Origin of the sequence: Pluralibacter sp., from assembly GCF_019237635.1 — a bacterium.
Lineage (GTDB): Bacteria > Pseudomonadota > Gammaproteobacteria > Enterobacterales > Enterobacteriaceae > Enterobacter_B.
In genome coordinates this window covers 1-26,260 of the sequence record NZ_JAFAGS010000149.1, presented here as the reverse complement: position 1 = coordinate 26,260, position 26,260 = coordinate 1, and the positions used below count along the sequence as shown (strand labels likewise).

The window sequence follows — 26,260 nt, the reverse complement described above, 5'->3', positions numbered from 1 at the left end:
ATTCCCATCACCTTGTAATTAGAATGTTGCTGGTCGCAGTCACAGCCAGGAGCCTTCGTATGACCGTTAAAGTTATCGTCACAGACATGGACGGAACTTTTCTTAATGATGCCAAGCAGTACCACCGTGAACGCTTTTTGGCGCAGTTCGAACAGTTAACGCAGCGCGGCATTGAATTCGTCGTCGCCAGCGGCAACCAGTACTACCAGCTTATCTCCTTCTTCCCGGAAATCCGCGATCGCATCTCCTTCGTGGCAGAAAACGGCGCGCTGGTGTACATGCACGGGCAGGAGTTATTCCACGGCGAATTGACGCGCCATGAATCCCGGATAGTCATCGGCGAACTGCTGAAAGACCCGCAACTTAACTTCGTGGCCTGCGGCCTGGAAAGCGCATACATCAGCGACAACGCGCCTGAAGCCTTCGTGGCGCTGATGGCAAAGCATTACCACCGCCTGAAGCCGGTTGCCCGCTACGGCGATATCGACGACACGCTGTTTAAATTCTCGCTGAACCTGCCGGACAGCGAGATCCCGCAGCTTATCGATAAGCTCCACGTGTCGCTCGACGGGATTATGAAGCCGGTCACCAGCGGATTTGGGTTCGTCGACCTGATTATCCCCGGCCTGCATAAAGCCAACGGCATCAGCCGTCTGCTTAAGCGCTGGCAGTTGTCGCCGCAGCAGTGCGTCGCCATTGGCGACAGCGGCAACGATGCCGAAATGCTGAAGCTGGTGAAATACGCTTTTGCCATGGGCAATGCGGGGCAAAGCATTAAAGACATCGCCCGCTATCAGACCGATGACAACAACCACGACGGCGCGCTGAATGTCATTCAGGCCGTACTGGACAACGCTTCTCCTTTCGACGCCTGACCCTGCCCGCCGGGGCTGACTCCCCGGCAATCGCCTCATTATGTTTTTTAACTTGCATTAACTTAATTTTAACTTAAAGTGACATATGTAAGTTAAATTACTTTCGAATGAAAGATTGAGAGGTCATCATGGCGCTTACCTTTACCCACGACACCCTGCCCGCCGATCACAAAACGGCGATCCGTGATATGAAAAAGATCCTGCGCGCGCAGATTGGCGACGTGCAGGCGGTATTCGACAAACTGACGGCCCGCATCGAAACCCGGCTGGGGGAAATTGACCGTCTGAAAGCGGCGGGCGACCCGGTATGGCCGGTGATCCCGTTTGCCGATCTCGCCGATGGCCGCATCACTGAAGCGCAGCGTGAAGCGGTTAAGCGTCGCGGATGTGCGGTCATCAAAGGTCACTTCCCCCGCGAACAGGCGCTGGGCTGGGACCGCGCGATGCTGCAGTACCTTGATAACAACCATTTCGACGATATTTATAAAGGGCCAGGTGACAATTTTTTCGGCACGCTGACGGCGTCTCGCCCGGAAATCTATCCGATCTACTGGTCCCAGGCGCAGATGCAGGCGCGACAAAGCGACGAAATGGCGATGGTACAGTCATTCCTTAACCGCCTGTGGCGTTTCGAAACCGACGGCAAACGCTGGTTTGACCCCGACGTCAGCGTGATTTATCCGGACCGTATCCGCCGCCGCCCGCCGGGCACCACCTCGAAAGGACTGGGGGCGCACACCGACTCCGGCGCGCTGGAGCGCTGGTTGCTGCCCGCGTACCAGCAGGTGTTTAAAAACGTGTTTAACGGCGACATCGACCGCTACGACCCGTGGGATGCCGCTCACCGCACGGACGTCGAAGAGTACACCGTGGATAACACCACCAAATGTTCGGTCTTCCGCACCTTCCAGGGCTGGACGGCGCTGTCGGATATGATCCCGCATCAGGGGTTGCTGCACGTGGTGCCTATCCCGGAAGCGATGGCCTACATCCTGCTGCGCCCGCTGCTGGACGATGTGCCGGAGGACGAACTGTGCGGCGTGGCGCCGGGGCGCGTACTGCCGGTTTCCGGGCAGTGGCACCCGCTGCTTATCCGCGCGCTGACCTCCATCCCGGCGCTGGAAGCGGGAGACTCCGTCTGGTGGCACTGCGACGTTATCCACTCCGTGGCACCGGTCGCCGACCAACAGGGCTGGGGCAACGTGATGTATATTCCGGCCGCGCCGATGTGCGCAAAAAATCTGGCCTATGCCCACAAGGTCAAGGCGGCGCTGGAAAAAGGCGTGTCCCCGGGCGATTTCCCGCGCGAGGACTACGAGGCGAAATGGCAGGATCGTTTCACCCTTTCCGACCTTAACCGCCACGGCAAACGCGCACTGGGTATGGACGGTTAGTCGTCGTAGAGCCCTTCCCGCTGTACGGTGGTGCGCCGGTTTCCCGGACGTATCCGCCGTACTGAGTCTCTCACCGCCAGCTCGCCGTGCAGCAGTAGCGAACCGCACGGCGCCTGCGGACGGATCAGCCGCTGCTGTAACATATGCACTGCTTCTGTTCCCAGTTCATCACGCGGCACATGCACCGCCGTCAGCGGCACATCCTGGATGGTGGCAAGATTAAAGCCGTCGATACTCATCACCGACACATCCTGCGGCACCCGCAGCCCGCGCTGCTGCAGGGCGTTAATCGTCCCCGCGGCCATAAAATCGCCGCCCACCAGGAACGCAGTGGGCAGCGGTTTGCCCTTTTGCGCATCCAGCCAGTGCCCGACGCTCTCCTCGGTTTCCCTGGCGCTGAAGCTCGGGACGGTGATGAGATCCCGGGCATCCAGGAAACGCAGGTTCTGCGCACGCCAGGCCTCTTTAATCCCCACCAGCCGGAGATCCATGGTGTAACGACGCAGGCACATAACGTTCATCACCGCCCGGTGCCCCATATCAAACAGATAACGGGCGGCGCACTGCCCGATCAGCCGGTGATCGGGGGCGATCGACGGTAGACGCATGCGTTCATCGCGGCAGTTGATCAGCACGCAGGGTTTGGCGAAATCGGCGGCCAGCGAGTGAATATGGGGGTCATCAATACCCAGCAGCACCGCCGCCTGGGTTTCCGCCTCGTTCATCCGCGCCAGAAACAGGTTGGCGTCGCTGTCGTTTTCCTCCAGCGCACAATAACGCAGCCGCACCTCATGGGCCGCCAGCGCTTTGTTGATACTCTGGATAACGCGGTAGTAAAAGATGTCGGACCGCTCATCGAAGGCCCGCTGCGGTGCAAAGACCACCAGGCTGTTGAGCAGCATACGTCCGGCCGCCATGCCGTCCATCACGCCCAATTCGCGCGCGCAAGCCAGTACCCGGTGACGCGCCTTTTCACTGGTATTGGCTTTCCCCGCCAGTACGCGCGATACGGTGCTGGCCGACAACCCGGTACGTTCGGCAATGTCGGCGATTTTGAGCTTTTTGTCCAATTTGTGATCTACCCCCACTTTGAAAATGAAAAAATTTTCACAGTCACTTATGGTTGCTAATGCTGAATTGATAGCGCTTTAAACGCAGTATAACGGCGCACAATGAAAGAAATTGCATAATTTACGCTATTGCAGGTGGTTTTTCTGTCCTACCCTAAATTGGACTGACAACTTCCATACTAGTTATACGGAATGTCGGGAAAAGAAAATCGATAATTTTCAATTAAATAAAAAACTGGTGTGACAACTCACGGAATGAGCAGGCCACCTTACCCCCTACAAACCGTCTTATGGAGATTTCTATGAGCCAAGGCGTTAACAACAACATGGCGGCCAGCAAAACCCGTCGCGTAGTGAAAAACCTGCGCTGGTGGGTACTTATTCTTTTCTTACTCGGCGTGACCGTTAACTACATTACGCGCAACTCTCTGGGCATCCTCGCGCCGGAACTGAAAACCAGTCTTGGCATCACCACCGAGCAATACTCGTGGATCGTCGGCGCGTTTCAGCTCGCCTATACCCTGTTCCAGCCGCTGTGCGGTTGGTTAATTGACGTCATCGGCCTGAAGCTGGGCTTTATGGTTTGCGCGGTACTGTGGGCAATTGCCTGTATCGCCCACGCCGGAGCGGGAAACTGGCTGCATCTGGCCCTGCTACGCTTTTTTATGGGCGGAGCGGAAGCTGCCGCTACGCCTGCAAACGCCAAGACTATCGGCGAGTGGTTCCCGAAATCAGAGCGCCCTATCGCTGCCGGTTGGGCAGGCGTCGGTTTCTCCATCGGCGCGATGCTGGCGCCGCCAATCATCTATTTTGCCCACGCCTCTTTTGGCTGGCAGGGCGCGTTCATGTTTACCGGCGTGCTGGCGCTTGTCTGGGTCGTCCTGTGGTGGGCGTTTTACCATAACCCGGAAAAACACCCGAACCTGGGCAGCGACGAGCTGAACTACATTAAGCAGGATAACGAACCGCCTGCCGTGAAACTGCCCTTCTTAACCGCGCTGAAAACCGTCTCGAAAAATAAACGCTTTTACGGTATCGCCATCCCGGCGTTTATGGCCGAGCCCGCCTGGGCCGTGCTGAGCTTCTGGGTGCCGCTGTACCTGGCGAAAGAGCACGGTATGGATCTGAAGCAAATCGCCATGTTCGCCTGGCTGCCGTTCCTTGCCGCCGATCTCGGCAGCGTCGCCAGCGGCTATTTAACCAAGCTGTACACCCGTCTGTTCGGCTACTCGCGCGTTAACTCGGTTATCGCCAGCTCCGTCACCGGCGCCTTCCTGATGATCTCTCTGGCGATTGTCGCCATTACCCGTGACCCGTATATCACCATTGTGCTTATCTCCATCGGCGGTTTCGGCCACCAGATCATCTCCTGCATGCTGAGCGCGCTGGTCGTGGAGTCCTTCGATAAAGGTCAAATGGCGACCGTCAACGGGATGCGCGGCTCTGCGGCGTGGATCGCAAGCTTCCTGTTTTCACTGTTAATCGGGGTGACTGCCGACAAGATAGGCTTCAACCCGCTATTTATTGCCATGGGCTTCTTTGACCTGATTGGCGCATTTTTCCTGGTTGCATTTATAGCTGAACGTCGCGCTAAGCGCGCCTGAGAGTGGAAGTAGATAATGAAAACGCTTAAACACTGGAGTTTTGAAAAACAGTCGGCCCATCATCTGGAGCTGTTGGTCGACGGGCAGCACACGCTGTGTCTGTATGTGCTCGAAGAAAATCTGTTCCGCGTGTTGCTCAAACGCAAAGGCGAGCTGGCGCTGGACCGAACCTGGAGCATCGCCCCGGGTCAGGATGTGCCGTGGGAAGGCCGCTCCCGTGACGATTTGAGCGGTTTCACCCTGCCGGGCTGGACGCTGGAGCAGCAGGGCGACAGCCTGACCATCGCCACCTCACAGCTGCGCGTCACCGTCCACCAGCCGCTGTGGCTGGAATGGCACTATCGCAACGACGCAGGCGAGTGGCAATTCCTGACCTGCGACCGCCCCACCAGCGCCTATCTGCAAAACGCGCACGGCGACGGCGTCGCGCACTATATGAACCGCCGCAAGGACGAGCGTTTCTATGGTCTGGGCGAGAAGGCCGGCTGTCTGCAACGTACCGGAAAACGCTATGAGATGCGTAATCTGGACGCCATGGGCTATAACGCCGCCAGCACCGACCCGCTGTACAAGCATATCCCGTTCACTATCGCCCGTTGCGATGACGTGAGCTACGGTCTGTTCTACGACAACCTCAGCAGTTGCTGGCTGGATCTGGGCAACGAGATCGATAACTACCACACCGCCTACCGCCGCTGGCAAGCGGAAGCCGGTGATATTGATTACTACATTTTTACCGGCAAGCGGGTGCTGGACGTTACCAAAGCGTTTGTCCGCCTGACCGGCAAGACGCTGTTCGGGCCGAAATGGAGCCTCGGCTACAGCGGCTCAACCATGCACTACACCGATGCGCCGGATGCGCAGAACCAACTGATGAACTTTATTCGCCTGTGCGAAGAGCATGCCATTCCGTGCGACTCGTTCCAGCTCTCCTCCGGCTATACCTCGATTAACGGCAAGCGCTATGTCTTTAACTGGAACCACGACAAAGTGCCGCAGCCGAAGGCGATGAGCCAGGCATTCCACGACGCTGGGTTGAAACTGGCAGCCAACATTAAACCGTGTTTGCTGCAAGATCATCCGCGCTATCATGAGGTTGCCGCTCGCGGGCTGTTCATTCGCGACTCCGAATCCGACACGCCGGAACGCTCAAGTTTCTGGGATGACGAAGGGTCGAACCTCGACTTCACCAACCCGGACACCGTCGCCTGGTGGCAGGAAGGCGTTACCACCCAACTGCTGGAAATGGGTATCGACGCTACCTGGAACGACAACAACGAGTTTGAGGTATGGGACGGCGAAGCGCGCTGCCACGGTTTCGGCAACGAAATTGCCATCAAACACATTCGCCCGGTGATGCCGTTGCTGATGATGCGTGCCTCTATGGAGGCGCAGCAGCGTTTTGCCCCGGATAAACGCCCGTATCTTATCTCCCGTTCCGGCTGCGCCGGGATGCAGCGCTACGTACAAACCTGGAGCGGCGATAACCGCACTAACTGGGAGACGCTGCGCTACAACACCCGAATGGGCGTCGGGATGAGCCTGTCGGGGCTGTTCAATGTGGGTCATGATGTCGGCGGTTTTTCTGGCGATAAGCCGGATGCCGAACTGTTTGTGCGCTGGGTACAAAATGGCGTGATGCATCCGCGTTTTACCATCCATTCATGGAATGACGACCACACGGTTAACGAGCCGTGGATGTATCCGGGCGTCACGCCGGCGATTCGCAGCGCCATTGAGCTTCGCTACCGTCTGCTGCCCTATCTTTATACCCTGCTGTGGCAGGCGCATGCCGACGATGAGCCGATGCTGCGCCCGACGTTCCTCGACAACGAGCACGATGCGCAAACCTTCGAGGAATGCGACGACTTCCTGCTGGGACGGGATATTCTGGTGGCAAGCGTGGTAGAGCCAGGGCAGCGCGAGCGCCAGGTCTGGCTGCCGGATAATGAAACCGGTTGGTACGATTTTTACACGCACGCGTGGTTCTCCGGCGGCCAGTGGATTACCGTCGATGCGCCGCTGGAAAAACTGCCGCTGCTGGTGCGTGCTGGCGCCGGTCTGCCGCTCAGCGAACGTATTACTCACGTCAATGCGGCAAGAGATGACGCGCGCGAACTGAAATTGTTCCCGGTAAAAGGCCTCGGCCGTACGTCCGGGCTGCTGTTTGAGGATGACGGCGAAAGCTGGGGTTATCAGCGCGACAATGCGCTGTGGCTGGAATGGGAGATGGTGTGCGACAGCGCGACCATCAACCTGAAGATAGCGACGCGCGGCGATTATCGTCCGGCGTGGAAAGCGCTGAAACTGTCGTTACCGGCGGGAGAAAAACGGACGTTACGGGTGAATGGCGTTGAAGGGAGTGAATGGGTGCTGTAGTGCGTAATTGCCGGGTGGCGGCTTCGCCTTACCCGGCCTACAACTCAGGAGAGCAGGCCCGGTAAGCGTAGCCACCGGGCCTTTTTTTAGCCTTCGATCCCTTTACTACGCAGGTAATCTTCGTAATTACCCGTGAAGTCCACCACGCGCTCTGGCGTGATCTCAATGACGCGGGTCGCCAGCGATGAAACGAACTCACGGTCGTGAGAAACGAAGATTAGCGTGCCCTGATACAGTTCCAGCGCCATGTTCAGCGATTCGATAGATTCCATATCCAGGTGGTTGGTCGGTTCGTCCATCACCAGAATGTTCGGCTTTTCCATCATCAGCTTGCCAAACAGCATACGCCCCTTCTCACCACCTGAAAGCACCTTCGCCGGTTTCTTGATATCGTCCTGGCTGAACAACAGACGGCCGAGAATACTGCGTACCGCCTGCTCATCGTCGCCTTCCTGTTTCCACTGGCTCATCCAGTCGAAGACGGTCAGGCCATTTTCGAACTCATACTCATGGTCCTGCGCGTAGTAGCCAATCTGTGCGTTTTCGGACCACTTCACAGTACCGTTATCCGGCGTCATCTCGCCCACCAGCGTTTTCAGCATGGTGGATTTACCCACGCCGTTTGCGCCGAGGATGGCAATTTTCTCGCCCACTTCCAGCAGCAGGTTGAAGTTTTTGAACAGCGGGCCTTCATCAAAACCTTTGGCCAGCGCCTCCACTTCCAGCGCGTTGCGGAACAGTTTTTTATCCTGTTCAAAGCGGATGAACGGGTTCTGGCGGCTGGAGGCTTTCACCTCTTCCAGCTTGATCTTGTCAATCTGACGAGCACGCGAGGTGGCCTGACGGGATTTAGAGGCGTTGGCGCTAAAGCGGCTGACAAAGGACTGCAGGTCGGCAATTTGCGCTTTTTTCTTGGCGTTATCGGCCAGCAGGCGTTCGCGCGCCTGAGTTGCCGCGGTCATGTACTCATCGTAGTTGCCCGGGTACACGCGCAGTTCGCCGTAGTCGAGATCCGCCATGTGGGTGCAGACCATATTCAGGAAGTGACGGTCGTGCGAGATGATTATCATGGTGCTGTCACGATCGTTCAGCGTCTGCTCCAGCCAGCGGATGGTATCGATATCCAGGTTGTTGGTTGGTTCATCGAGCAGCAGAATGTCCGGATTAGAGAACAGCGCCTGCGCCAGAAGCACACGCAGTTTCCAACCTGGCGCCACTTCGCTCATCGGGCCGTAATGTTGTTCAACCGGAATCCCGACGCCCAGCAGCAGTTCACCGGCGCGCGCTTCGGCGGAATAACCGTCCATTTCACCGTATTTTACTTCCAGATCGGCAACTTTGTAGCCATCTTCCTCGCTCATTTCTGCAAGGCTGTAAATGCGGTCACGCTCCTGCTTCACTTCCCACAGCTCGCCGTGACCCATAATGACGGTATCCAGAACGGTGAAAGATTCGAAAGCGAACTGATCCTGGCGCAACTTACCGATGCGCTCATTAGGATCGAGAGAGACGTTACCCAGCGTCGGTTCTAAATCGCCGCCGAGAATTTTCATAAAAGTGGATTTACCGCTGCCGTTGGCGCCAATCAGGCCGTAACGGTTGCCGCCGCCAAATTTAACGGAGATATTTTCAAACAGCGGCTTACTGCCGAATTGCATGGTAACGTTGCTGGTAACTAACACGGGCGTATCCTGAAAGATGTGACAAACGGCGTATTTTGCCACAGTTCTGAATTAAAATCGCCCTGCCTTTAGCCCGGCTATACTGACAGTAACGCGAAAAAGTGTGATTTAATCCACATCTGATTTCCCTGTTCGGTGGAATGCACATATAATGCGCTCCCATCTAACGCCCGACTTTACAACCAACAGCCTGTAAGGCTCTGATACTTCACTTAACATGAAAATGAAACTATCGATGTTTTTCGCGGCGGCGTTCGCCGTAGTGGGCTTTTGCAATAGCGCATCAGCCGTCACTTACCCGCTACCGACAGATGGCAGCCGTCTGATTGGTCAGAACCAGGTGATCACCATCCCGGAAGATAACAAGCAGCCGCTGGAGTACTTTGCTGCCGAGTATCAGATGGGTCTGTCCAACATGACCGAAGCGAACCCGGGCATCGATGTGTATCTGCCGAAAGGCGGTAGCGTGCTGAACATTCCCCAGCAGTTGATCCTGCCGGACACCCCGCACGAAGGTATCGTCATCAACAGCGCCGAAATGCGTCTGTACTACTACCCTAAAGGCACCAACACGGTTATCGTGCTGCCGATCGGCATCGGTCAGTTGGGTAAAGACACGCCGATCAACTGGACAACCACTGTAGAGCGTAAGAAAGCCGGTCCAACCTGGACGCCGACGGCTAAAATGCACGCGGAATATATTGCCGCTGGCAACCCGCTGCCAGCCGTTGTCCCTGCAGGCCCGGATAACCCGATGGGTCTGTACGCGCTGTATATTGGCCGCCTGTATGCGATTCACGGCACCAACGCGAACTTCGGTATCGGTCTGCGCGTAAGCCATGGCTGCGTACGCCTGCGTAACGATGACATCAAATTCCTGTTCCAGAACGTGCCTGTCGGCACGCGCGTACAGTTTATCGATGAAGCGGTGAAAGCGACCACGGAGCCAGACGGCAGCCGCTATGTAGAAGTTCACAACCCACTGTCCACCACCGAAGCCCAGTTCACTCACGGTGAAACCGTGCCAGTGACGCTGAACAACGCGGTGCAAACCGTAACCAGTCAGGCCGACGTTGACCAGAATGTACTGAACCAGGCAATCCAGAACCGTTCTGGTATGCCAGTACGTCTGAACTAACGCTTCAGAGATATAACGTTATATAAAATACCTCGGATATTTCCGGGGTATTTTTTTGGTTCACGCTAATCCGCGATAAACCAAACCTCAGCCGTTATTCACAATGACAATACCACCGTGATCGTAGCGGTAATGACAGTGCGCATACTCCAGCGGCGTGCCATCCTCCAGATAAATCACCTGCTCCACCTCCAGAATCGGGTCGCTTTCGCTGCAGATAAGATGCTGCTGGTCCAGCGCATCCGGTTTGATTGCGCGCACCACCCGGTAAGAGCCCATAATTTTTAACCCCACGCTCTCCTGCACGTAACGAAACACCGAGCTTTCAAGGTGACTTTTATTCAGACCCGGAACCAGATTTACCGGCATGACGGTCGCATCCAGCGACACCGGCTCGTCGTTTAATAAACGCAGGCGGACAAAGTCGTACACTGGCGAATCGGCATTAATAAGCAGCGACGCCTGCTCTTTTTCACTGGGGAAGCGCAACTCAAAGCGGACAACCCGACTGGCGACCGTGCCCAGATGCTCCCAGGTTTTGGTCGCGCCGAAGTAGTCGCTGCCACAGAGATCCCACTGTGATAGCTGCAGAAAATTCTTGCGCACGAAGGTCCCCTGCCCCTGGCGGGTATATATCAGCCCTTCAACGATAAGCTGGCGCATCGCCTGCTGGATGGTCATCCTGCTGGTCTGGAACTCTGCCGCCAGCGCGAGCTGATCGGGCAATGGCTCGGTTGCGGAATACTGCTGGCTGATAATGCGTTTCTTAATCTCGCGCGCAATCGTCAGATACTTCGCCGCCATTGCCCTTCCTTCTTTGATTCAATTATCCCATTGTTTTTAAAGCCACTCTCTCAGCATTTTTGAGGAAAGGCCGGTAGAAGAATACACCAACGATGCTGATTATCAACTGGACCACCCGCACTGCCGAACCCGCCAGACCGGCCAGAGGAAAAATCAGCATGACCGCGGTGGACTACATCTCCTCGCCGTTACTGTGAATCGCCCGTTTTAACCATGCATAGCTCTTCTTCGGCACGCGCTTGAGATCTTTCAGGTCGTGATTTTCACGGTTAACGTAAACCACGCCGTAGCGCTTACGCATATCGCCCTGCGAACTGAGAATGTCGATAAGCCCCCATCCGAGGTAACCGATAACCTGGGCACCATCCTCAAACATCGCGTCTTTCATGGCGTTGATATGATCGCGGTGGTATGCGATACGGTAATCATCCTCCACCGGATTGACGCCATCCCACGACTCAATCACCCCAATACCGTTCTCAATGGGGAATACCGGCAGTCGCCAGTCGTTGTAATAACGGGTGATAATAGTGCGAAAACCCAGCGAATCTATCTGCCAGTTCCACTCGGTCGCCTGCAGATGCGGGTTACGCTTATCACCGTGCAACATGTAGTTATTTACCGCGGTACCCGGCGGAATGGCGTCGCTGTCGAGGGATTTACTGGCGTAGTAGCTAAACGCCATATAGTCGTTTTTGGTCTGCGCCAGAACCGCCAGATCCTCATCCCGATACAGGTCGCGAAAGCCTTCTCGTTCGACCAGCGCCATGACTTCAGGGCTGTACCCTTCGCCGGCGAATACCCGTAACAGATTCTGGTTAAAAAACTCATCGACCTGCTGGGCGCAGAAGATGTCGCGCGGCTTACAGGTCGCCGGATAGACCAACGCATGCGCCAGCATTCCGCCCATCAGTTGCCCCGGCTTGTGCTGGTGCAGGTAATGGGTCAGGTGGGCGTGCGCCATCATCACGTGATGCTGGATGGCGTAAAGGTCACGCAGGGTTTTATCGCCGCGCATATAGCCCGAAATACAAAACGCCTCCGGCATGTGGTAGAGGTTCTGTTCGTTAAAGGTCAGCCACCATTTCACTTTGTCGCCGTAGCAGTCGATCATTTTCTGACCGTAGCGGATAAACGCTTCCATCACCCGACGATCGGTAAAACCGTTGTAGGTCTCAGCGAGGTGCAACGGCATATCGAAGTGGTACAGGCAGATCATCGGTTCAATGCCGCGGGCGATCAGGTCATCGATAAAACGGTGATAAAACGCAATGCCCTCTTCATTAAACGCGCCATCGCCAGTAGGACAGACGCGGCTCCAGGCTATCTGAAAGCGGTAGCAGTTCATCCCAAGATCTTTCATCAGGTCGAAATCTTCCTGATAGCGGTGGTATGAATCAGTCGCTACCTTCCAGTCGGAGGCGAACTCGCCGGGTTCGCGAATATCGTAAACCGACATCCCCTTCCCTCCCTCATTCCATGCGCCTTCGGTCTGCATGCTGGACACCGAGTTGCCCCATAAAAATCCTGCTGGCAATGTGCTCATTCCGTCACTTCCTTATATGACTAGTCATTTAAATGAAATGACCAGTCATATAAACAAAAATGACAATTCAGGCAAAGAGGCTGTGCGGAATTTGTGAGCAGTTTCGAAAAGAAAAAGCCGATTTCGCCGACATTCAGGCTCGCACGATCCTAACGAAGGCAGACGAGCAGCAGGTAACCTACCACGGCTGCCCACAGCAGCATCGGTAATGAGTAGAGGTGAAAACGCCACCAGATGCGTCGGTCGTTAGCCATGCGCAGGGCTATCAGATTCGCAAGCGACCCCGGCAGCAGGCCGAATCCGCCAACGTTGACCGCCCATGCCAGCAGCAAGGAAGGAGAAACATAGTTAAGCAACAGGATAGTCGATGGCACATTGCTTATGACTTGCGACAGTCCTATCGCCGTCAGCCACAACCGGACGTCGCCATACTGGCCGATGTCGCTCAACAGCGTTTGCAGCAACGGAAGCTGGGTAAGCAGAGAGACATCGATAAACATCGCCATAAAGACCAGCAGCAGCGTCCAGTCGACGCTGAGCACCACTTTTCTTTCCAGGGCAAGGAAACCCGCCACCAGCAGAGCAAGCCCTCCAAGCTCAAGACGGAGTTCCAGCGCCAGCAAAAAGATAAGGTAGAAGGCAAGGCAGCTCCACACCAGCTTCGGTTGCCACGGCGGCATCCGGTCGGCGCTCTGGTAATGCAGCGCTTTCGCCGGAAAGCAAAACCAGCACAGCGCGACAAGCGTCAGCACCATCACCAGCGACAGCGGCGCCATCTGCCCGCTGAAGGCGGTGAACGACAGCCCGGAGCGTCCCCACAGCAAGATGTTTTGCGGGTTGCCAATCGGCGTCAGCAACGATCCGGCATTTACCGCCAGGGCTTCAAAAATGATCAGCCGGTTAATCGGTATCGCACACCATTTCTTGAGCGTAATGGTTAACGGCACCACGATAAACAGCGCCACGTCGTTGGTCAGAAACGTCGACAACAGCGCTGCGGCGAGCAGCAGAAACAGCGCCAGCTGGCGTTCGGTGACGAAACGCCGCACCATTTTTCGCCCCACCACGTCAAAGTAGCCGCTCAGCTCAACGCCTTTAGTGAGCAGCATCAGGCCGCTCAGGGTAACAATAGTGTGCCAGTCGATGGCGGTCAGCCACGCGGCGGGATGAAACGGCAGCCAGACGCTGAGCAGAACGCCCGTCAGCACCAGCAGATGCAAAAAGCGGTCATGGCGCAGCGACCGCAAAAACGGCAACGTCATGGCAATTGTTGTTCAGCGGCGAGCGTGAACTGGCGAAAGCGTTCAAGCGTCTCTTCACTGACATGGTGCTCCATCCCCTCGGCGTCCCGGCGGGCAATTTCCGGACTTACACCAATGACCCGTAAAAAGTTTTCGACTATATGGTGACGTTCGCGGCTTTCCTGCGCCAGCTTTTCACCTTCGGGGGTCAGAAAAACGCCGCGCCAGGGGATCTGCTCGATAAGCCCTACCCCGGCGAGTCGTTTGAGCATTTTGGCGACGGTGGGTTGTGAAACGCCTAAACGCGCCGCCATATCCACCTGGCGCGCTTCGCCCACTTCGCGGATAAGATCGGAAATCAGCTCAACGTAATCATCAATCAGCTCGCGGCGGTGCGCTTCACGCACCTGGCGAAACCCTTCGACATGCTCTTCGACATTCACTAATTGCGTCACTTTTTTTGTTCCTGGCGTGCCCGGGCGACGGCTCATTTTGCTTCCTCATCATGGTGACGCGTCAAAGCGTCTTATAAAGGTACCCCCATTGTAAAGGATTGGCCTCAGAGCACAAAAAATTCACGTTTTAGCCATAGCTATACAACATAGCCTGTGCTATATCTGTATGTAATACGAACATTCCTTCACGGAACGAAGGTGCGGAAAGGTTCAGGAGGCCCTATGAACGAACTGAAGAGGTGCTTACGGGTGTTTAGCCATTCTCCTTTTAAGGTACGCCTGATGTTGGTCAGCATGCTGTGCGACATCATCAACGGCAAACCTCAGCAAAATAAGCCATCCCACTGATGCGGCGTCGCGGTACGCCGCTTCATTTTTCTGTCATCTGAAGGTGGAATACTGACTGTTTTTCCCACAAAACCCCTCTTTTTTTCCGGATTTGCAATCTTCCTCCCAAAACAATTTGTTATAGACAGTTGATCTTCTCCTCCATCAAATTTATCTTCTAGCGACACCTGCTGCTCCTGCGCCTCGTTGAACCCCTTCTACACGCACTGCCCGGCAGTTTTAATCCCTTGACGCCAGGGGACGCACATGGCGGTTTTTTTGATTGTGACTTATGAATATTACCCTGAAAGAATCGCTGGCTGCGCGTGGCCTGGCGTTAAGCCCATGGACCGGATTTTACGTTTTACAGTCGTTGCTGATTAATCTGGCACTCGGGTACCCTTTCAGCCTGCTTTATACCTTCGCTTTTGCTGGCGTCTTGCATCTGCTGTGGCGGGCCGCCCCGCGCGTGCAAAAAACGCTGCTCGCCGTCATCTCTCTGATTGCGGCCTTTTATTACCCGTTTGCTCAGGCCTACGGCGCCCCCAATTTCAATACGTTGCTGGCACTTCATTCCACTAACGTTGAAGAATCCACCGAGATACTGACCATATTTCCGTGGTACAGCTACTTTATTGCGGTCTTTATTTTCATCCTTGGCGTCGTTGCCTTTCGCCGCAAGCATCATGAAGAAAAACGCCCGTGGAGCAAAATCGAGCTGCTGTGCTTACTGTTTTGCATCGGCACCGCCTTTGTCAGACCGGTTCAGGAAATCGCGTGGGACGGCGTTTTTCGTATCAGCAAAGTCGGCTATCCGGTCGCGCGCTTTGCCCATGATGTCGTGGTCAGCAACCAGCAGGTTCTGGACGAACAGGCGCGCCTGGCGCAGTTTGCCGACCAGAAAGACACCTGGAACGTGGTGGCGGTAAAACCGAAGTATCACACCTATGTCGTGGTCATTGGTGAAAGCGCGCGCCGCGATGCGCTCGGCGCGTTCGGCGGCCACTGGGATAACACGCCGTTTGCCAGCCATGTCAACGGCACTCTGTTTGCCGATTACATTGCCGCCAGCGGCTCGACGCAAAAATCGCTGGGCCTGACCCTCAACCGGGTCGTGGACGGCAAGCCGCTGTATCAGGATAACTTTGTCACCCTCGCCAACCGCGCCGGTTTCCAGACCTGGTGGTTCTCCAACCAGGGACAAATCGGCCAGTACGATACGGCAATAGCCAGCATCGCCAAGCGTGCCGATGAGGCGCATTTTCTGAAAAGCGGTGATTTCGAAGCGGATAAAAATACCCGTGATGACGACCTGCTGAAAATGACCGCCCAGGTGCTGTCGACGCCGCGTACGCAGCCACAGCTGATCGTTTTACACCTGATGGGTTCGCATCCTCAGGCTTGCGATCGCACCCAGGGTAAATATGACGTTTTCGTGCAGTCGAAAGAAACATCCTGTTACTTGTACAGCATGACGCAAACCGACGATCTGCTCAGCAAACTTTATGCGCAGTTACGTAATACCGGCGAGAGTTTCTCAATGGTCTACTTCTCCGACCACGGTCTGGCGTTCAAAGAACGGGGTAAAGAGGTGCAGTATCTGGCGCACGATGACAAGTTCCAGCAGAACTTCCAGGTGCCGTTTATGGTGCTCTCCAGCGATGATAAAACCCACCGCGTCATTAAAGCGCGCCGCTCCGCGAATGATTTCCTGCGCTTTTTCTCGCAGTGGACCGGTATTCAGGCAAAAGAAATCGCCAGCCCCTACCGCTTTATCTCAGAACAGAAAGCCAGTCCGGTCTATATCACCAACTTCCAGCTGCAGAAGGTGGACTTCAACCACCTCGGCACCGACCTCTTTTCCACTAAGAGCCGTTAACGCTCCGGCTTACAGGCAAAAAAAATCCGCCCAAAATGGGCGGATTTTTATTATCACCGAAGTGATTAGAAACGGTAACCAACGCCTGCGATCCAGGTGCCAACGTCAACGCTACGAATACGAGACTGCTCGTAGGAGAAGTCCAGAGCAACGTTTTCGATCGGGTTGAACTGAACGCCTGCGCCGTAGGAGAAACCATAGTCGCTGGTGTCAGCTTTATCTACCGGGAAGTTAGTAGACTGGAATTTACCGTAGCCCAGGCCCACTACGCCGTAGACGCTCGCCCAATCGTTGATGCGGTAAGCCGGACCAGCAGTGATACCGTAGTACTGAGATTTGTTGTAAGAGCCGCCGTCGGTGTTGTTTTTCTCGGTGTAGGTGAAGGAACCGATCACGCCGAGCGGGCTGTTGTCCTGCTCGTAGCGGTATTTCAGGTTGAAACCGTTCGCTTTGTTAACAACGCCCTGCATATCGCTCTGAGCGTAACCACCGGTAACGGTAGAAGTGCTTGCTACTGCGGAACCTGCGGAAACAGCCAGAACTGCGGCCAGTGCTGAAAGACATGCAATTTTTTTCATAACCACCTCAAATGTGCTTCAAGTAAATCCTAAGTTTTAAATATATCAAAAATTGTTAAGAAACTCTTTGTGATTGATGTTGTCTAACGGGTGCTTTCATGTAACCAAATGTTTCCATGATTGACTATCCCTTTCAAAAATCAGCCACTTTCACGCATTATTCGCCATTATGGCGCGTAAGGAACGGCACGCTCATCCAGATTAATCCTAATCTGGTAGTGAAATATCCCATCAACGATCAACCATTCTACGAGCTTCCCGACGCTTTTTTTTCAACAAAAGCTAAACCGGAAAGGGGTAATTCATTTACACTGCGGGTTTTACCTCTTTTGACAAAATCTGACAGGAGAAAGGATGCCAGGGTTGTCTCGTAAGGTGCCTGTGTGGTTGCCCGTCCTTGTTTTACTGATCGCCATGGCGTCTATTCAGAGCGGCGCATCGCTTGCCAAATCGTTGTTCCCGGTCGTCGGCGCTCCCGGCGTAACCGCACTGCGCCTGACGCTCGGTACGCTCATCCTGGTTTGCATCTTTAAACCCTGGCGCCTGCGCTTTGCCCGTGAACAACGTCTGCCGCTGCTGTTTTACGGCCTGTCGCTTGGCGCGATGAACTATCTGTTCTACCTGTCGATTCAGCGCATCCCGCTGGGGATCGCCGTTGCCCTTGAATTTACCGGCCCGCTGGCGGTGGCCCTGTTCGCCTCACGTCGGCTGGTCGATTTCATTTGGGTCGCGCTGGCGGTATTGGGGTTGTGGTTTCTGCTGCCGCTCGGCCAGAATGTCGCGCACGTGGATATCACCGGGGCCGCGTTAGCGCTGGCGGCGGGTGCCTGCTGGGCGGTCTATATTCTGGCGGGCCAACGCGCCGGAGAAGAGCACGGTCCGGCAACGGTCGCCATGGGTTCACTCATTGCGGCGCTGGTGTTCGTCCCCATTGGCGTACTGCAAGCTGGCGATGCCCTGTGGCACTGGTCGATACTGCCGCTAGGGCTGGCTATCGCTATCCTGTCGACGGCGCTGCCCTACTCGCTGGAGATGATCGCCCTGACCCGTTTACCCACCCGTACATTTGGCACATTAATGAGTATGGAGCCTGCGCTGGCAGCCATATCCGGTATGATTTTCCTCGGCGAAGTGCTGACCTTATCGCAAACCCTGGCGCTTGGCGCGATCATCGCCGCCTCGATGGGTTCGACGTTGACCCAGCGGCGGGAAAGCAAAATTGAGCACGTGGATGTTGGCTAACATCCTGCTTTTAGCGCAATTAGCTATGTTAATTGCGCTATTGGAGTAATAGGTACCTCCTGCGCCTCGGGCCCTTCCGGCGCTGTTATACTTAATCCCGGAAAATACCTGGACTAATAACATCAAGAGGAGATGGATTATGGCCACCGCTAAACTGGTAAAAACGAAAACATCAAATCTGCTTTATACCCGCAACGATGTGTCTGACAGCGATAAAAAAGCGACCGTGGAGCTGCTGAACCGCCAGGTTATCCAGTTCATCGACCTGTCGCTTATCACCAAGCAGGCTCACTGGAATATGCGTGGCGCAAACTTTATCGCCGTTCATGAAATGCTGGATGGCTTTCGCACCGCGCTGACCGACCACCTGGATACGATGGCCGAACGCGCCGTACAGCTGGGCGGCGTTGCCCTCGGCACCACCCAGGTCATCAACAGCAAAACGCCGCTGAAAAGCTACCCGCTGGATATCCACAACGTGCAGGATCACCTGAAAGAGCTGGCAGAACGTTACGCTATCGTCGCGAACGATGTCCGCAAAGCAATTAGCGAAGCAAAAGATGAAGACACAGCCGACATTTTCACTGCGGCATCCCGGGACCTCGATAAGTTCCTGTGGTTCATCGAAGCCAACCTCGAGTAATTTTATCTCAATGCCCCTCCAGCCCCTCTCCTGAGGGGCTTTGCACTTTTATAGTGCACCTCCATTGCCAGCAAAATCCAAAATAAGTAAAACAATTGTAATAATCACCTCACACAATCGTTAACGAAAGGTTGTTTTATCAGCACATTGCGCGCTTAATAGCATCGAAGAAGACGCAGCCCCTCTTGCGCACCATTTTGGTGCTCTGTCGTGGTGCAGCGCCTGTGCCTTGCTACAATTTATGTGCAACACCTGACAACCACTTCCTTGTAAAACAACAGGTTGTAAAACTGGCACGATTCTTTCATATGAGATTCGTTCCCGCAGGGGATCGCCCCATCGATAAAAAAGGAAATGCTATGAAGTCTGTATTAAAAGTTTCACTGGCTGCACTTACCCTGGCATTTGCGGTATCGTCCCAGGCCGCGAATAAACAACTGGTGGTCGCGACCGATACTGCGTTCGTTCCCTTCGAATTCAAACAAGGTGACAAATACGTCGGCTTCGACGTGGATCTGTGGGCCGCTATCGCTAAAGAACTGAAACTCGACTACACCCTTAAGCCGATGGATTTCAGCGGCATCATCCCTGCGCTGCAGACCAAAAACGTTGATGTTGCGCTGGCAGGCATCACTATTACCGACGAACGTAAAAAAGCGATCGACTTCTCTGACGGCTACTACAAAAGCGGCCTGCTGGTGATGGTGAAAGCCAACAACAACGACATCAAGAGCGTGAAAGATCTCGACGGTAAAGTTGTTGCTGTGAAGGGCGGCACCGGTTCTGTCGACTACGCGAAAGCCAACATCAAAACCAAAGACCTGCGCCAGTTCCCGAACATCGATAACGCCTATATGGAGCTGGGTACTAACCGCGCTGATGCCGTCCTGCACGACACGCCGAACATTCTTTACTTCATCAAAACCGCGGGTAACGGTCAGTTCAAAGCGGTAGGCGAGTCTCTGGAAGCGCAGCAGTACGGTATCGCCTTCCCGAAAGGCAGCGACGAGCTGCGTGAAAAGGTGAACGGCGCCCTGAAAACCCTGCGTGAAAACGGCACCTATAACGAAATCTATAAGAAGTGGTTCGGCACTGAGCCGAAATAATAATTCTTAAAAATTTTCATTAACTAAGGGGCGACCTTTCGCCCCTTATATTTTGAACCACGGTAACAGGAAATTATCATGCAGTTTGACTGGAGCGCCATCTGGCCTGCCATTCCTATCTTGCTTGAAGGCGCCAAAATGACCCTGTGGATTTCGGTCCTCGGTCTGGTTGGCGGGTTAATAATCGGTCTCGTCGCCGGTTTCGCCCGCACCTACGGCGGCTGGATTGCTAACCACATCGCATTGGTTTTCATCGAAGTCATTCGCGGCACCCCGATTGTGGTGCAGGTGATGTTCATTTACTTCGCCCTGCCAATGGCCTTACCCGACCTGCGCATTGACCCCTTCTCTGCGGCAGTCGTCACCATCATGATCAACTCCGGCGCCTATATCGCGGAAATCACCCGCGGTGCGGTGCTGTCGATTCATAAGGGATTCAGCGAAGCCGGTCTGGCATTAGGGCTGTCGCGTCGCGAAACCATTCGCCACGTGATCCTGCCGCTGGCGCTGCGTCGCATGCTGCCGCCGCTGGGCAACCAGTGGATCATCAGCATCAAGGACACCTCGCTGTTTATCGTGATCGGCGTTGCCGAACTGACCCGTCAGGGGCAAGAGATCATCGCCGGTAACTTCCGCGCACTGGAAATCTGGAGCGCCGTGGCGGTTATTTATCTCATTATCACTCTGGTTCTGAGCTTTGTTCTGCGCCGTCTTGAAAGAAGGATGAAAATCCTGTGATTGAATTTAAAAACGTCTCCAAGCACTTTGGTAAAACCCAGGTGCTGCACAATATTGATTTGCACATCACCAAAGGTGAAGTGGTGGTCATTATCGGGCCGTCAGGCTCCGGGAAATCCACCCTGCTGCGCTGCATCAACAAGCTCGAAGAGATAACCAGCGGCGACCTGATCGTCGACGGTCTGAAGGTGAACGACCCGAAAGTGGACGAGCGCCTAATCCGCCAGGAAGCCGGTATGGTGTTTCAACAGTTTTATCTGTTCCCGCATCTGACGGCGCTGGAAAACGTCATGTTTGGCCCGCAGCGCGTGCGCGGCGCGTCAAAAGAGGCGGCGGAAAGACTGGCGAAAGAACTGCTGGCGAAAGTCGGGCTTGCCGAACGCGCGCACCACTACCCGTCTGAACTTTCCGGCGGTCAGCAGCAGCGCGTCGCCATTGCCCGCGCGCTGGCGGTTAAGCCGAAAATGATGCTGTTTGATGAACCGACCTCGGCACTTGACCCGGAACTGCGTCACGAAGTGCTGAAGGTCATGCAGGATCTGGCGGAAGAAGGGATGACGATGGTTATCGTCACGCACGAAGTCGGTTTTGCCGAAAAAGTCGCGTCACGTCTTATCTTCATCGACAAAGGGCGTATTGCGGAAGACGGCAATCCGCACGATCTTATCCAGAACCCGCCAAGCCAGCGCTTGCAGGAGTTCCTGCAACACGTCTCCTGATGCTGCGCGTCTGGCCTCGCCCGCGAGGCCAGACAAACGCCTCGTCAGTTAGCGGGCGCGTGCGGCAAAGCGACGACGCTTGTCGTCATCAAGGAAGGTCCAGGCGATAAAACGACTCTGTTTTTGTCCCTGGGCCATCTCTTTTTTCACCACCTTTACCGCCCCGACGCGAGTCAATGCACGATAAAGCTCCGGCAGGTTATCGCCGCGCGAGACCAGCGAGGTAAACCACATCACCTGCTGAGCGAACTGAGCGCTTTCGGCAATCATCTGGCTGATAAAGGCCACCTCGCCTCCCTCGCACCAGAGCTCCTGCTGCTGACCGCCAAAATTGAGCGCATCGCGATCGCCAAGCCCCAGATTACGACGCTTACGCTCGCTCCCCTGCTGCGCGCTGGCGGCGGAATCGTGAAACGGCGGGTTGCACAGCGTGGCGTCATACACCTCATTTTTATGCACTACCCCGCAGAGAATCGCCTTAGGGTCTTTCTGCCGACGCAGACGAATCTGGCGGCTTAACCCCGGATTGGCGTTAACGATCGCCTGCGCGCTGCTGAGCGCCTGGGGATATACTTCGCTGCCGGTAAAACGCCAGCCGTACTCGTGGCTGCCAATCAGCGGGTAGATGCAGTTCGCGCCGGTTCCGATATCCAGGATAGTCGCCTGACGAGGGATATCGCCGTGGGTTTGTGCCAGCAGATCGGCCAGATGATGAATATAGTCAGCGCGCCCAGGCACCGGCGGGCAGAGAAAACCGTCGGGGATGTCCCACTGTTTGACGTCGTAAAAAAAGGCCAGCAGCGCTTTGTTCAGCGCCTTTACCGCCTCTGGACGGGAAAAATCAACGGTCTGTTCCCCCGCCGGGTTAAGAAGGATAAATGCCGAAAGTTCCGGGCAAATTTGGCACAACGCCGGTAAATCATAGCGTTGATGGTGGCGGTTACGCGGGTGCAAACCCGGCTTTTGAGATTTCATGGCATCCTCCTGTCAGCAGCGGCGTAAGATACCCGTTGACGACGACAAGGTAAATAAGCGTCTTCCCGGGCAACTCGTGTCGTTCAAAAAACAGACCGGAGATCCGCGATTTTTTGCGGGATTGCCCCTCTCATCCCTGCCTACACTTTAAATGCCCTGCTGTAACCAAGAGGATGTGCATATGAAAAAAACGTTGATAGCAATCGCCATCAGTGTCGGTGTCCTGGCAACGCTTTCTTTCTCGGTCGCTGGCGCACCTCAACAGCTGACAAACGGTGATACCGGGCAGCTACGCCCGGCCGGAACGGTGTCTGCCTCCGGCGCCGACAATCTCGATGATTTGCAAGCCAAACTGGCCGAAAAGGCCCGTGAACAAGGGGCGAAAGGCTATGTCGTTGACTCCGCAGGCGGCGAGAACAAAATGTTCGGCACCGCCACCATCTACAAATAATTGCCACCCAGAACGACCCTCATTGACCCTGTTTATTACCCTTAGTTTGCCCGTCCGCCACTGAACGGGCTTTTTTTTAATCAACAAACGCAATTTTCAGGACAAACAGCAGCGCCACCACCACCACACACAAATTCAGCTCCCGCCAGCGTCCGGTGAACACCTTCATAATGCAGTAGCTCATAAATCCCAGCGCGATCCCCTCGGTAATGGAAAAGGTAAATGGCATCATCACCGCGGTGATAAACGTAGGCACCGACTCGGTAAAATCCTGCCAGTCCACGCGGGCCAGGCTCGCGGTCATTAATACCCCGACAAAGACCAGTGCGCCTGCCGTCGCATAGCCCGGCACCATTTCGGCCAACGGCGAGAAAAACATCACCAGCAGAAACAGAAGCCCCACCACAACCGCCGTTAATCCCGTACGACCGCCAACGGAGACCCCGGACGTGCTCTCGATATAGGCCGTCACCGATGAGGTGCCGATAAACGCCCCGGCAACCGAGCTCAGGCTATCGACATACAGCGCCTTATGCATGTTCGGAAACCGCCCTTCCTTATCGATCAAACCCGCTTTATCCGCCACGCCAATGAGCGTTCCTGATGAGTCAAATAGATTGATCAGCATAAAGGAGAAAATAATTCCGGCTAAATTGAGCGACAGCGCCCCTGAAATATCCACCTCGCCAATCACGCTAAAGACATTCGGTGGCGCAGAATACACCCCGCTAAACTTAACGTCGCCTAAATACAGTCCGAACAGCGACGTAACAACAATAGACACCAACACCGAAGCATGGAAATTTCTCGAGGATAGCACCGCAATAATAAAGAAACCTGCAATGCCTAATAACACGCCGTGCGATGTTAAATCACCAATTGCCACCAGCGTATCTTTATTCGCGACGATAACACCCGCGTTTTTAAGCCCCATCATGGCAATAAATAAACCAATACCGCTGGTAATACCGATACGCAGGCTTATCGGAATATTAGAGATCATCCAGTAGCGTATACGAAACAGGGTTAATAAAAACAGCCCAACCGCCCCCCAAAAAATGGCGCCCATCCCGGTCTGCCAGCTAATGCCCATGGCCCCGACGACGACAAAGGCAAAGAAGGCGTTAAGCCCCATGGCAGGCGCCAGGGCAACGGGCAGATTCGCCAGTATCCCCATCGCAATACTGCCGATACCAGCAATCAGGCAGGTGGTGACAAACACCACTTTCGCATCCATATGCGCCGCCCCGAGGATCTGGGGGTTTACGAAAACAATGTAGACCATCGTCAGAAACGTCGTCATTCCCGCGATGACTTCGGTGCGTATCGTCGTACCGTGTTGGCTGAGCTTAAAAAAGTCTGTGCCATCACTTTTACTTTCAGCAAGATTACTATTCATTTTTGCCATCCATATAAAGAGACAAGTCCAGATCAATAAATCCCGCCTACTTTTAAAGTATATTCATCAATCAGTTCAGTGAGTTTTATCACATCATGAACGATGGCCTGATATTACACTAAAAATAATAAAGACGATAATTCAAGAATCAATTTGATAAAATCAAAATGAGAAAAACATGGATGCGAATATTAATTTAAAATATCATGAAATTAGCCGCAAGCAGCATCGTGAATTACTGGCTGTCGCGCGCGGTGAAGCCATCGCTGATTATATTATTGATAATGTCACCGTCCTCGACGTCATCAACGGCGAAGCGATCCCAGGCCCCATCGTCATCAAAGGTCGACATATCGCCGGCGTTGGGCCCGCCTATGCCGATGCGCAGGCCAAACATCGCGTGGACGCCGCGGGCGCCGTTGCCGCACCGGGGTTTATCGACGCCCATCTGCATATTGAATCCAGCATGATGACGCCGGTCACTTTCGAGACTGCCACGCTGCCGCACGGGTTAACTACCCTTATTTGCGACCCTCACGAAATTGTCAACGTCATGGGCGAAGAGGGACTCGCCTGGTTTATCCGCTGTGCGGAGCAGGCGCGGCAGAATCAGTATATTCAGATAAGTTCATGCGTACCGGCCCTGAGCGGCAGCGATATCAACGGCGCAGAGTTCCCGCTCGCAGCCATGCTGAAATGGCGCGATCACCCGCGAGTGACGGGGCTTGCGGAGGTCATGGATTACCCGGGCGTCATCGCCGGCAATGCCGCGTTGCTGGATAAGCTGGATGCCTTTCGCCATCTGACCCTCGACGGCCACTGTCCAGGGCTGAGCGGTAAAGGGCTCAGCGCCTATATTGCCGCCGGGATCGAAAACTGCCACGAAACCTGGGCTCTCCAGGAGGGGCGTGAAAAGTTGCGCGCGGGCATGGCGCTGATGATCCGCGAAGGTTCTGCCGCCCGAAATCTCGACACCCTGGCGCCGCTCATTACCGAGATGAACAGCCCCCAGTGCATGCTGTGCACCGATGACCGAAACCCGTGGGAAATCGCACACGAAGGGCATATCGATGCGCTGATCCGTAAACTCATCACTCAACACAACGTGCCGGTACATGTCGCTTACCGGGTCGCCAGCTGGTCCCCTGCCCGCCATTTCGGGCTGAAACATCTTGGGCTGCTGGCGCCGGGCAAGCAGGCGGATATCGTGTTGCTGCGCAATGTTCGCAACGTCGATATTCAGCAGGTGTTTATCAAAGGCGAACCGCTTTCGCTTCCGGCGCTACAGGCCGATGAGCATACCCGGTTGCAGCACAGCCGACCGCCGTATGGCAATACGGTTTCCCGCCTTCCCGTCAGCGCAGGCGACTTCTCCTTCGCACTCGCGCCGGGCAAACGCTACAGGGTGATGAATATTATCCCCGGCGAGCTCATCACACCGGCCTCGGAATATGTCCACTCGTCGCAGGGTCTGACAGACAGCGATATCTGTTTTATCGCCGTGCTTGAACGCTATGGACACCAGCTCCCCGCAGCCTGCGGCCTGTTGCGCGGTTTTGGTCTGCGCAGCGGCGCGGTGGCCGCCACCGTGAGTCATGACAGCCATAATATCGTCGTGGTGGGCCGTAGCTGTGAGGAGATGGCGCTGGCGGTCAATCAGGTGATACTCGACGGCGGCGGGCTTTGCGTGGTGCGCGGCGAGGACGTGGCCTGCCATCTGCCGTTGCCCATCGCCGGGCTGATGAGCGCCGAGCCTGCCGATACGCTCGCCCGGCAAATTGGCGATTTGAAAGCGGCCTGTCGGGAGTGCAGCATTACGCTCGACGAACCGTTTATCCAGATGGCGTTCCTGTCTTTGCCGGTGATCCCGGCACTTAAGCTCACCAGCAAGGGGCTTTTTGACAGCAGCGATTTTTGCTTCACGTCGCTCGAAGTCGAGCGCTAAGGTCTGTGCGGCCGCGCCAGCGGTCGCATCCTACCCGCACTCAGCCACGCGTTCCAGGCCGGCGCTCACC

24 protein-coding genes are annotated in these 26,260 nt (G+C 55.1%); 14 read left to right on the top strand and 10 right to left on the bottom strand.

From position 1 onward, the window contains the following. Positions 1-59: 59 nt before the first annotated feature. Positions 60-875 carry a Cof-type HAD-IIB family hydrolase gene (locus tag JO226_RS17165; RefSeq protein WP_293606970.1) on the top strand — a complete coding sequence of 272 codons (816 nt, stop codon included), beginning with the start codon at positions 60-62 and terminating at the stop codon, positions 873-875. Between the two features lie 128 nt (positions 876-1,003). After that, complete coding sequence (locus tag JO226_RS17160) at positions 1,004-2,269, top strand: DUF1479 domain-containing protein (RefSeq protein WP_293606969.1); 1,266 nt, start codon at positions 1,004-1,006, stop codon at positions 2,267-2,269. Here JO226_RS17160 and JO226_RS17155 read toward each other — a convergent pair. Continuing rightward, the gene (locus tag JO226_RS17155) at positions 2,266-3,390 is read right to left on the bottom strand and encodes a LacI family DNA-binding transcriptional regulator (RefSeq protein ID WP_293607024.1); all 1,125 of its coding nucleotides are present in this window, start codon (positions 3,388-3,390) and stop codon (positions 2,266-2,268) included. The two genes, JO226_RS17160 and JO226_RS17155, sit on opposite strands and share 4 nt — an antisense overlap. Positions 3,391-3,641: 251 nt before the next feature. Between JO226_RS17155 and JO226_RS17150 the strand changes: the two genes are divergently transcribed. Together JO226_RS17150 and JO226_RS17145 are read left to right on the top strand one after the other, a co-directional pair. Next, positions 3,642-4,943, top strand: coding sequence for an MFS transporter (locus JO226_RS17150; protein ID WP_293606968.1), 1,302 nt, complete (start codon positions 3,642-3,644; stop codon positions 4,941-4,943). A 15-nt stretch (positions 4,944-4,958) separates the two neighbouring features. Next, positions 4,959-7,322, top strand: a complete 2,364-nt coding sequence (locus tag JO226_RS17145) for a glycoside hydrolase family 31 protein (RefSeq protein ID WP_293606967.1) — start codon at positions 4,959-4,961, stop codon at positions 7,320-7,322. An 86-nt stretch (positions 7,323-7,408) separates the two neighbouring features. Here the strand turns inward: JO226_RS17145 and JO226_RS17140 are convergent, their stop codons facing one another. Then, on the bottom strand, positions 7,409-9,004 hold the full coding sequence (locus tag JO226_RS17140; protein WP_293606966.1) for an ABC-F family ATPase: 1,596 nt from the start codon (positions 9,002-9,004) through the stop codon (positions 7,409-7,411). 217 nt (positions 9,005-9,221) lie between these two features. Between JO226_RS17140 and ldtB the strand changes: the two genes are divergently transcribed. After that, a complete protein-coding gene (gene ldtB, locus JO226_RS17135; RefSeq protein WP_293606965.1) occupies positions 9,222-10,142 on the top strand; it encodes a L,D-transpeptidase in 921 nt (306 codons plus the stop codon). An 87-nt stretch (positions 10,143-10,229) separates the two neighbouring features. Here the strand turns inward: ldtB and JO226_RS17130 are convergent, their stop codons facing one another. The 4 genes from JO226_RS17130 to mntR all read right to left on the bottom strand — a co-directional run bounded on the left by JO226_RS17130 (position 10,230) and on the right by mntR (position 14,224). Then, the gene (locus JO226_RS17130; RefSeq protein ID WP_293606964.1) at positions 10,230-10,946 is read right to left on the bottom strand and encodes a GntR family transcriptional regulator; all 717 of its coding nucleotides are present in this window, start codon (positions 10,944-10,946) and stop codon (positions 10,230-10,232) included. A gap of 172 nt (positions 10,947-11,118) precedes the next feature. Next, positions 11,119-12,492 (bottom strand): glycoside hydrolase family 1 protein, encoded by a 1,374-nt coding sequence (locus JO226_RS17125; protein WP_293606963.1) that lies wholly within the window; start codon positions 12,490-12,492, stop codon positions 11,119-11,121. A 149-nt stretch (positions 12,493-12,641) separates the two neighbouring features. Then, a complete protein-coding gene (locus JO226_RS17120) occupies positions 12,642-13,754 on the bottom strand; it encodes an SLC13 family permease (protein ID WP_293606962.1) in 1,113 nt (370 codons plus the stop codon). Then, positions 13,751-14,224, bottom strand: coding sequence for a manganese-binding transcriptional regulator MntR (mntR, locus tag JO226_RS17115; RefSeq protein ID WP_293606961.1), 474 nt, complete (start codon positions 14,222-14,224; stop codon positions 13,751-13,753). The genes JO226_RS17120 and mntR overlap by 4 nt, the downstream gene beginning before the upstream one ends. A 186-nt stretch (positions 14,225-14,410) precedes the next feature. On the opposite strand from mntR, the gene mntS reads away from it, so the two are divergent. Next, positions 14,411-14,536 carry a manganase accumulation protein MntS gene (gene mntS / locus JO226_RS17110; RefSeq protein WP_293606960.1) on the top strand — a complete coding sequence of 42 codons (126 nt, stop codon included), beginning with the start codon at positions 14,411-14,413 and terminating at the stop codon, positions 14,534-14,536. Here the strand turns inward: mntS and JO226_RS17105 are convergent. Then, positions 14,512-14,703, bottom strand: a complete 192-nt coding sequence (locus tag JO226_RS17105) for a hypothetical protein (protein ID WP_293606959.1) — start codon at positions 14,701-14,703, stop codon at positions 14,512-14,514. The genes mntS and JO226_RS17105 overlap by 25 nt on opposite strands. A 104-nt stretch (positions 14,704-14,807) precedes the next feature. On the opposite strand from JO226_RS17105, the gene JO226_RS17100 reads away from it, so the two are divergent. Continuing rightward, positions 14,808-16,394 carry a phosphoethanolamine transferase gene (locus JO226_RS17100; RefSeq protein WP_293606958.1) on the top strand — a complete coding sequence of 529 codons (1,587 nt, stop codon included), beginning with the start codon at positions 14,808-14,810 and terminating at the stop codon, positions 16,392-16,394. A 65-nt stretch (positions 16,395-16,459) separates the two neighbouring features. Here JO226_RS17100 and ompX read toward each other — a convergent pair whose 3' ends face one another. Further along, positions 16,460-16,972, bottom strand: coding sequence for an outer membrane protein OmpX (gene ompX, locus JO226_RS17095; protein ID WP_293606957.1), 513 nt, complete (start codon positions 16,970-16,972; stop codon positions 16,460-16,462). Between the two features lie 354 nt (positions 16,973-17,326). On the opposite strand from ompX, the gene rhtA reads away from it, so the two are divergent. The 5 genes from rhtA to glnQ all read left to right on the top strand — a co-directional run bounded on the left by rhtA (position 17,327) and on the right by glnQ (position 21,420). Then, positions 17,327-18,214, top strand: a complete 888-nt coding sequence (rhtA, locus tag JO226_RS17090) for a threonine/homoserine exporter RhtA (RefSeq protein ID WP_293606956.1) — start codon at positions 17,327-17,329, stop codon at positions 18,212-18,214. Between the two features lie 139 nt (positions 18,215-18,353). Beyond that, a complete protein-coding gene (gene dps / locus JO226_RS17085; protein WP_293606955.1) occupies positions 18,354-18,857 on the top strand; it encodes a DNA starvation/stationary phase protection protein Dps in 504 nt (167 codons plus the stop codon). Positions 18,858-19,216: 359 nt separating this feature from the next. Further along, positions 19,217-19,963, top strand: coding sequence for a glutamine ABC transporter substrate-binding protein GlnH (gene glnH / locus JO226_RS17080; protein WP_293606954.1), 747 nt, complete (start codon positions 19,217-19,219; stop codon positions 19,961-19,963). Between the two features lie 78 nt (positions 19,964-20,041). Then, positions 20,042-20,701: a glutamine ABC transporter permease GlnP gene (gene glnP, locus JO226_RS17075; RefSeq protein ID WP_293606953.1), complete on the top strand. Its 660-nt coding sequence runs from the start codon at positions 20,042-20,044 to the stop codon at positions 20,699-20,701. After that, positions 20,698-21,420, top strand: a complete 723-nt coding sequence (gene glnQ / locus JO226_RS17070) for a glutamine ABC transporter ATP-binding protein GlnQ (protein WP_293606952.1) — start codon at positions 20,698-20,700, stop codon at positions 21,418-21,420. The genes glnP and glnQ overlap by 4 nt, the downstream gene beginning before the upstream one ends. 48 nt (positions 21,421-21,468) lie before the next feature. On the opposite strand, the gene rlmF is transcribed toward glnQ, so the two are convergent. Further along, complete coding sequence (gene rlmF / locus JO226_RS17065) at positions 21,469-22,395, bottom strand: 23S rRNA (adenine(1618)-N(6))-methyltransferase RlmF (protein WP_293606951.1); 927 nt, start codon at positions 22,393-22,395, stop codon at positions 21,469-21,471. 181 nt (positions 22,396-22,576) lie between these two features. On the opposite strand from rlmF, the gene mcbA reads away from it, so the two are divergent. After that, the gene (mcbA, locus tag JO226_RS17060) at positions 22,577-22,846 is read left to right on the top strand and encodes a DUF1471 family periplasmic protein McbA (RefSeq protein WP_293606950.1); all 270 of its coding nucleotides are present in this window, start codon (positions 22,577-22,579) and stop codon (positions 22,844-22,846) included. Positions 22,847-22,922: 76 nt separating this feature from the next. Here the strand turns inward: mcbA and JO226_RS17055 are convergent, their stop codons facing one another. Beyond that, positions 22,923-24,245 (bottom strand): NCS2 family permease, encoded by a 1,323-nt coding sequence (locus JO226_RS17055; protein WP_293606949.1) that lies wholly within the window; start codon positions 24,243-24,245, stop codon positions 22,923-22,925. A gap of 178 nt (positions 24,246-24,423) precedes the next feature. Here JO226_RS17055 and adeD point away from each other — a divergent pair, with 178 nt between their 5' ends. Continuing rightward, positions 24,424-26,190, top strand: a complete 1,767-nt coding sequence (adeD, locus tag JO226_RS17050; protein WP_293606948.1) for an adenine deaminase — start codon at positions 24,424-24,426, stop codon at positions 26,188-26,190. Positions 26,191-26,260: the final 70 nt, after the last annotated feature.

What these genes read in the sequence shown, in the direction of transcription:
- JO226_RS17165 (WP_293606970.1), top strand. Translation starts at nt 60, where the DNA reads ATGACCGTTAAAGTTATCGTCACAGACATGGACGGAACTTTTCTTAAT.
- mntS (WP_293606960.1), top strand. Translation starts at nt 14,411, where the DNA reads ATGAACGAACTGAAGAGGTGCTTACGGGTGTTTAGCCATTCTCCTTTT.
- JO226_RS17125 (WP_293606963.1), bottom strand. Translation starts at nt 12,492, where the DNA reads ATGAGCACATTGCCAGCAGGATTTTTATGGGGCAACTCGGTGTCCAGC.
- JO226_RS17055 (WP_293606949.1), bottom strand. Translation starts at nt 24,245, where the DNA reads ATGAATAGTAATCTTGCTGAAAGTAAAAGTGATGGCACAGACTTTTTT.
- JO226_RS17130 (WP_293606964.1), bottom strand. Translation starts at nt 10,946, where the DNA reads ATGGCGGCGAAGTATCTGACGATTGCGCGCGAGATTAAGAAACGCATT.
- mntR (WP_293606961.1), bottom strand. Translation starts at nt 14,224, where the DNA reads ATGAGCCGTCGCCCGGGCACGCCAGGAACAAAAAAAGTGACGCAATTA.
- JO226_RS17100 (WP_293606958.1), top strand. Translation starts at nt 14,808, where the DNA reads ATGAATATTACCCTGAAAGAATCGCTGGCTGCGCGTGGCCTGGCGTTA.
- mcbA (WP_293606950.1), top strand. Translation starts at nt 22,577, where the DNA reads ATGAAAAAAACGTTGATAGCAATCGCCATCAGTGTCGGTGTCCTGGCA.
- ompX (WP_293606957.1), bottom strand. Translation starts at nt 16,972, where the DNA reads ATGAAAAAAATTGCATGTCTTTCAGCACTGGCCGCAGTTCTGGCTGTT.
- glnP (WP_293606953.1), top strand. Translation starts at nt 20,042, where the DNA reads ATGCAGTTTGACTGGAGCGCCATCTGGCCTGCCATTCCTATCTTGCTT.
- rhtA (WP_293606956.1), top strand. Translation starts at nt 17,327, where the DNA reads ATGCCAGGGTTGTCTCGTAAGGTGCCTGTGTGGTTGCCCGTCCTTGTT.
- rlmF (WP_293606951.1), bottom strand. Translation starts at nt 22,395, where the DNA reads ATGAAATCTCAAAAGCCGGGTTTGCACCCGCGTAACCGCCACCATCAA.
- glnH (WP_293606954.1), top strand. Translation starts at nt 19,217, where the DNA reads ATGAAGTCTGTATTAAAAGTTTCACTGGCTGCACTTACCCTGGCATTT.
- dps (WP_293606955.1), top strand. Translation starts at nt 18,354, where the DNA reads ATGGCCACCGCTAAACTGGTAAAAACGAAAACATCAAATCTGCTTTAT.
- JO226_RS17145 (WP_293606967.1), top strand. Translation starts at nt 4,959, where the DNA reads ATGAAAACGCTTAAACACTGGAGTTTTGAAAAACAGTCGGCCCATCAT.
- ldtB (WP_293606965.1), top strand. Translation starts at nt 9,222, where the DNA reads ATGAAAATGAAACTATCGATGTTTTTCGCGGCGGCGTTCGCCGTAGTG.
- adeD (WP_293606948.1), top strand. Translation starts at nt 24,424, where the DNA reads ATGGATGCGAATATTAATTTAAAATATCATGAAATTAGCCGCAAGCAG.
- JO226_RS17120 (WP_293606962.1), bottom strand. Translation starts at nt 13,754, where the DNA reads ATGACGTTGCCGTTTTTGCGGTCGCTGCGCCATGACCGCTTTTTGCAT.
- JO226_RS17150 (WP_293606968.1), top strand. Translation starts at nt 3,642, where the DNA reads ATGAGCCAAGGCGTTAACAACAACATGGCGGCCAGCAAAACCCGTCGC.
- JO226_RS17160 (WP_293606969.1), top strand. Translation starts at nt 1,004, where the DNA reads ATGGCGCTTACCTTTACCCACGACACCCTGCCCGCCGATCACAAAACG.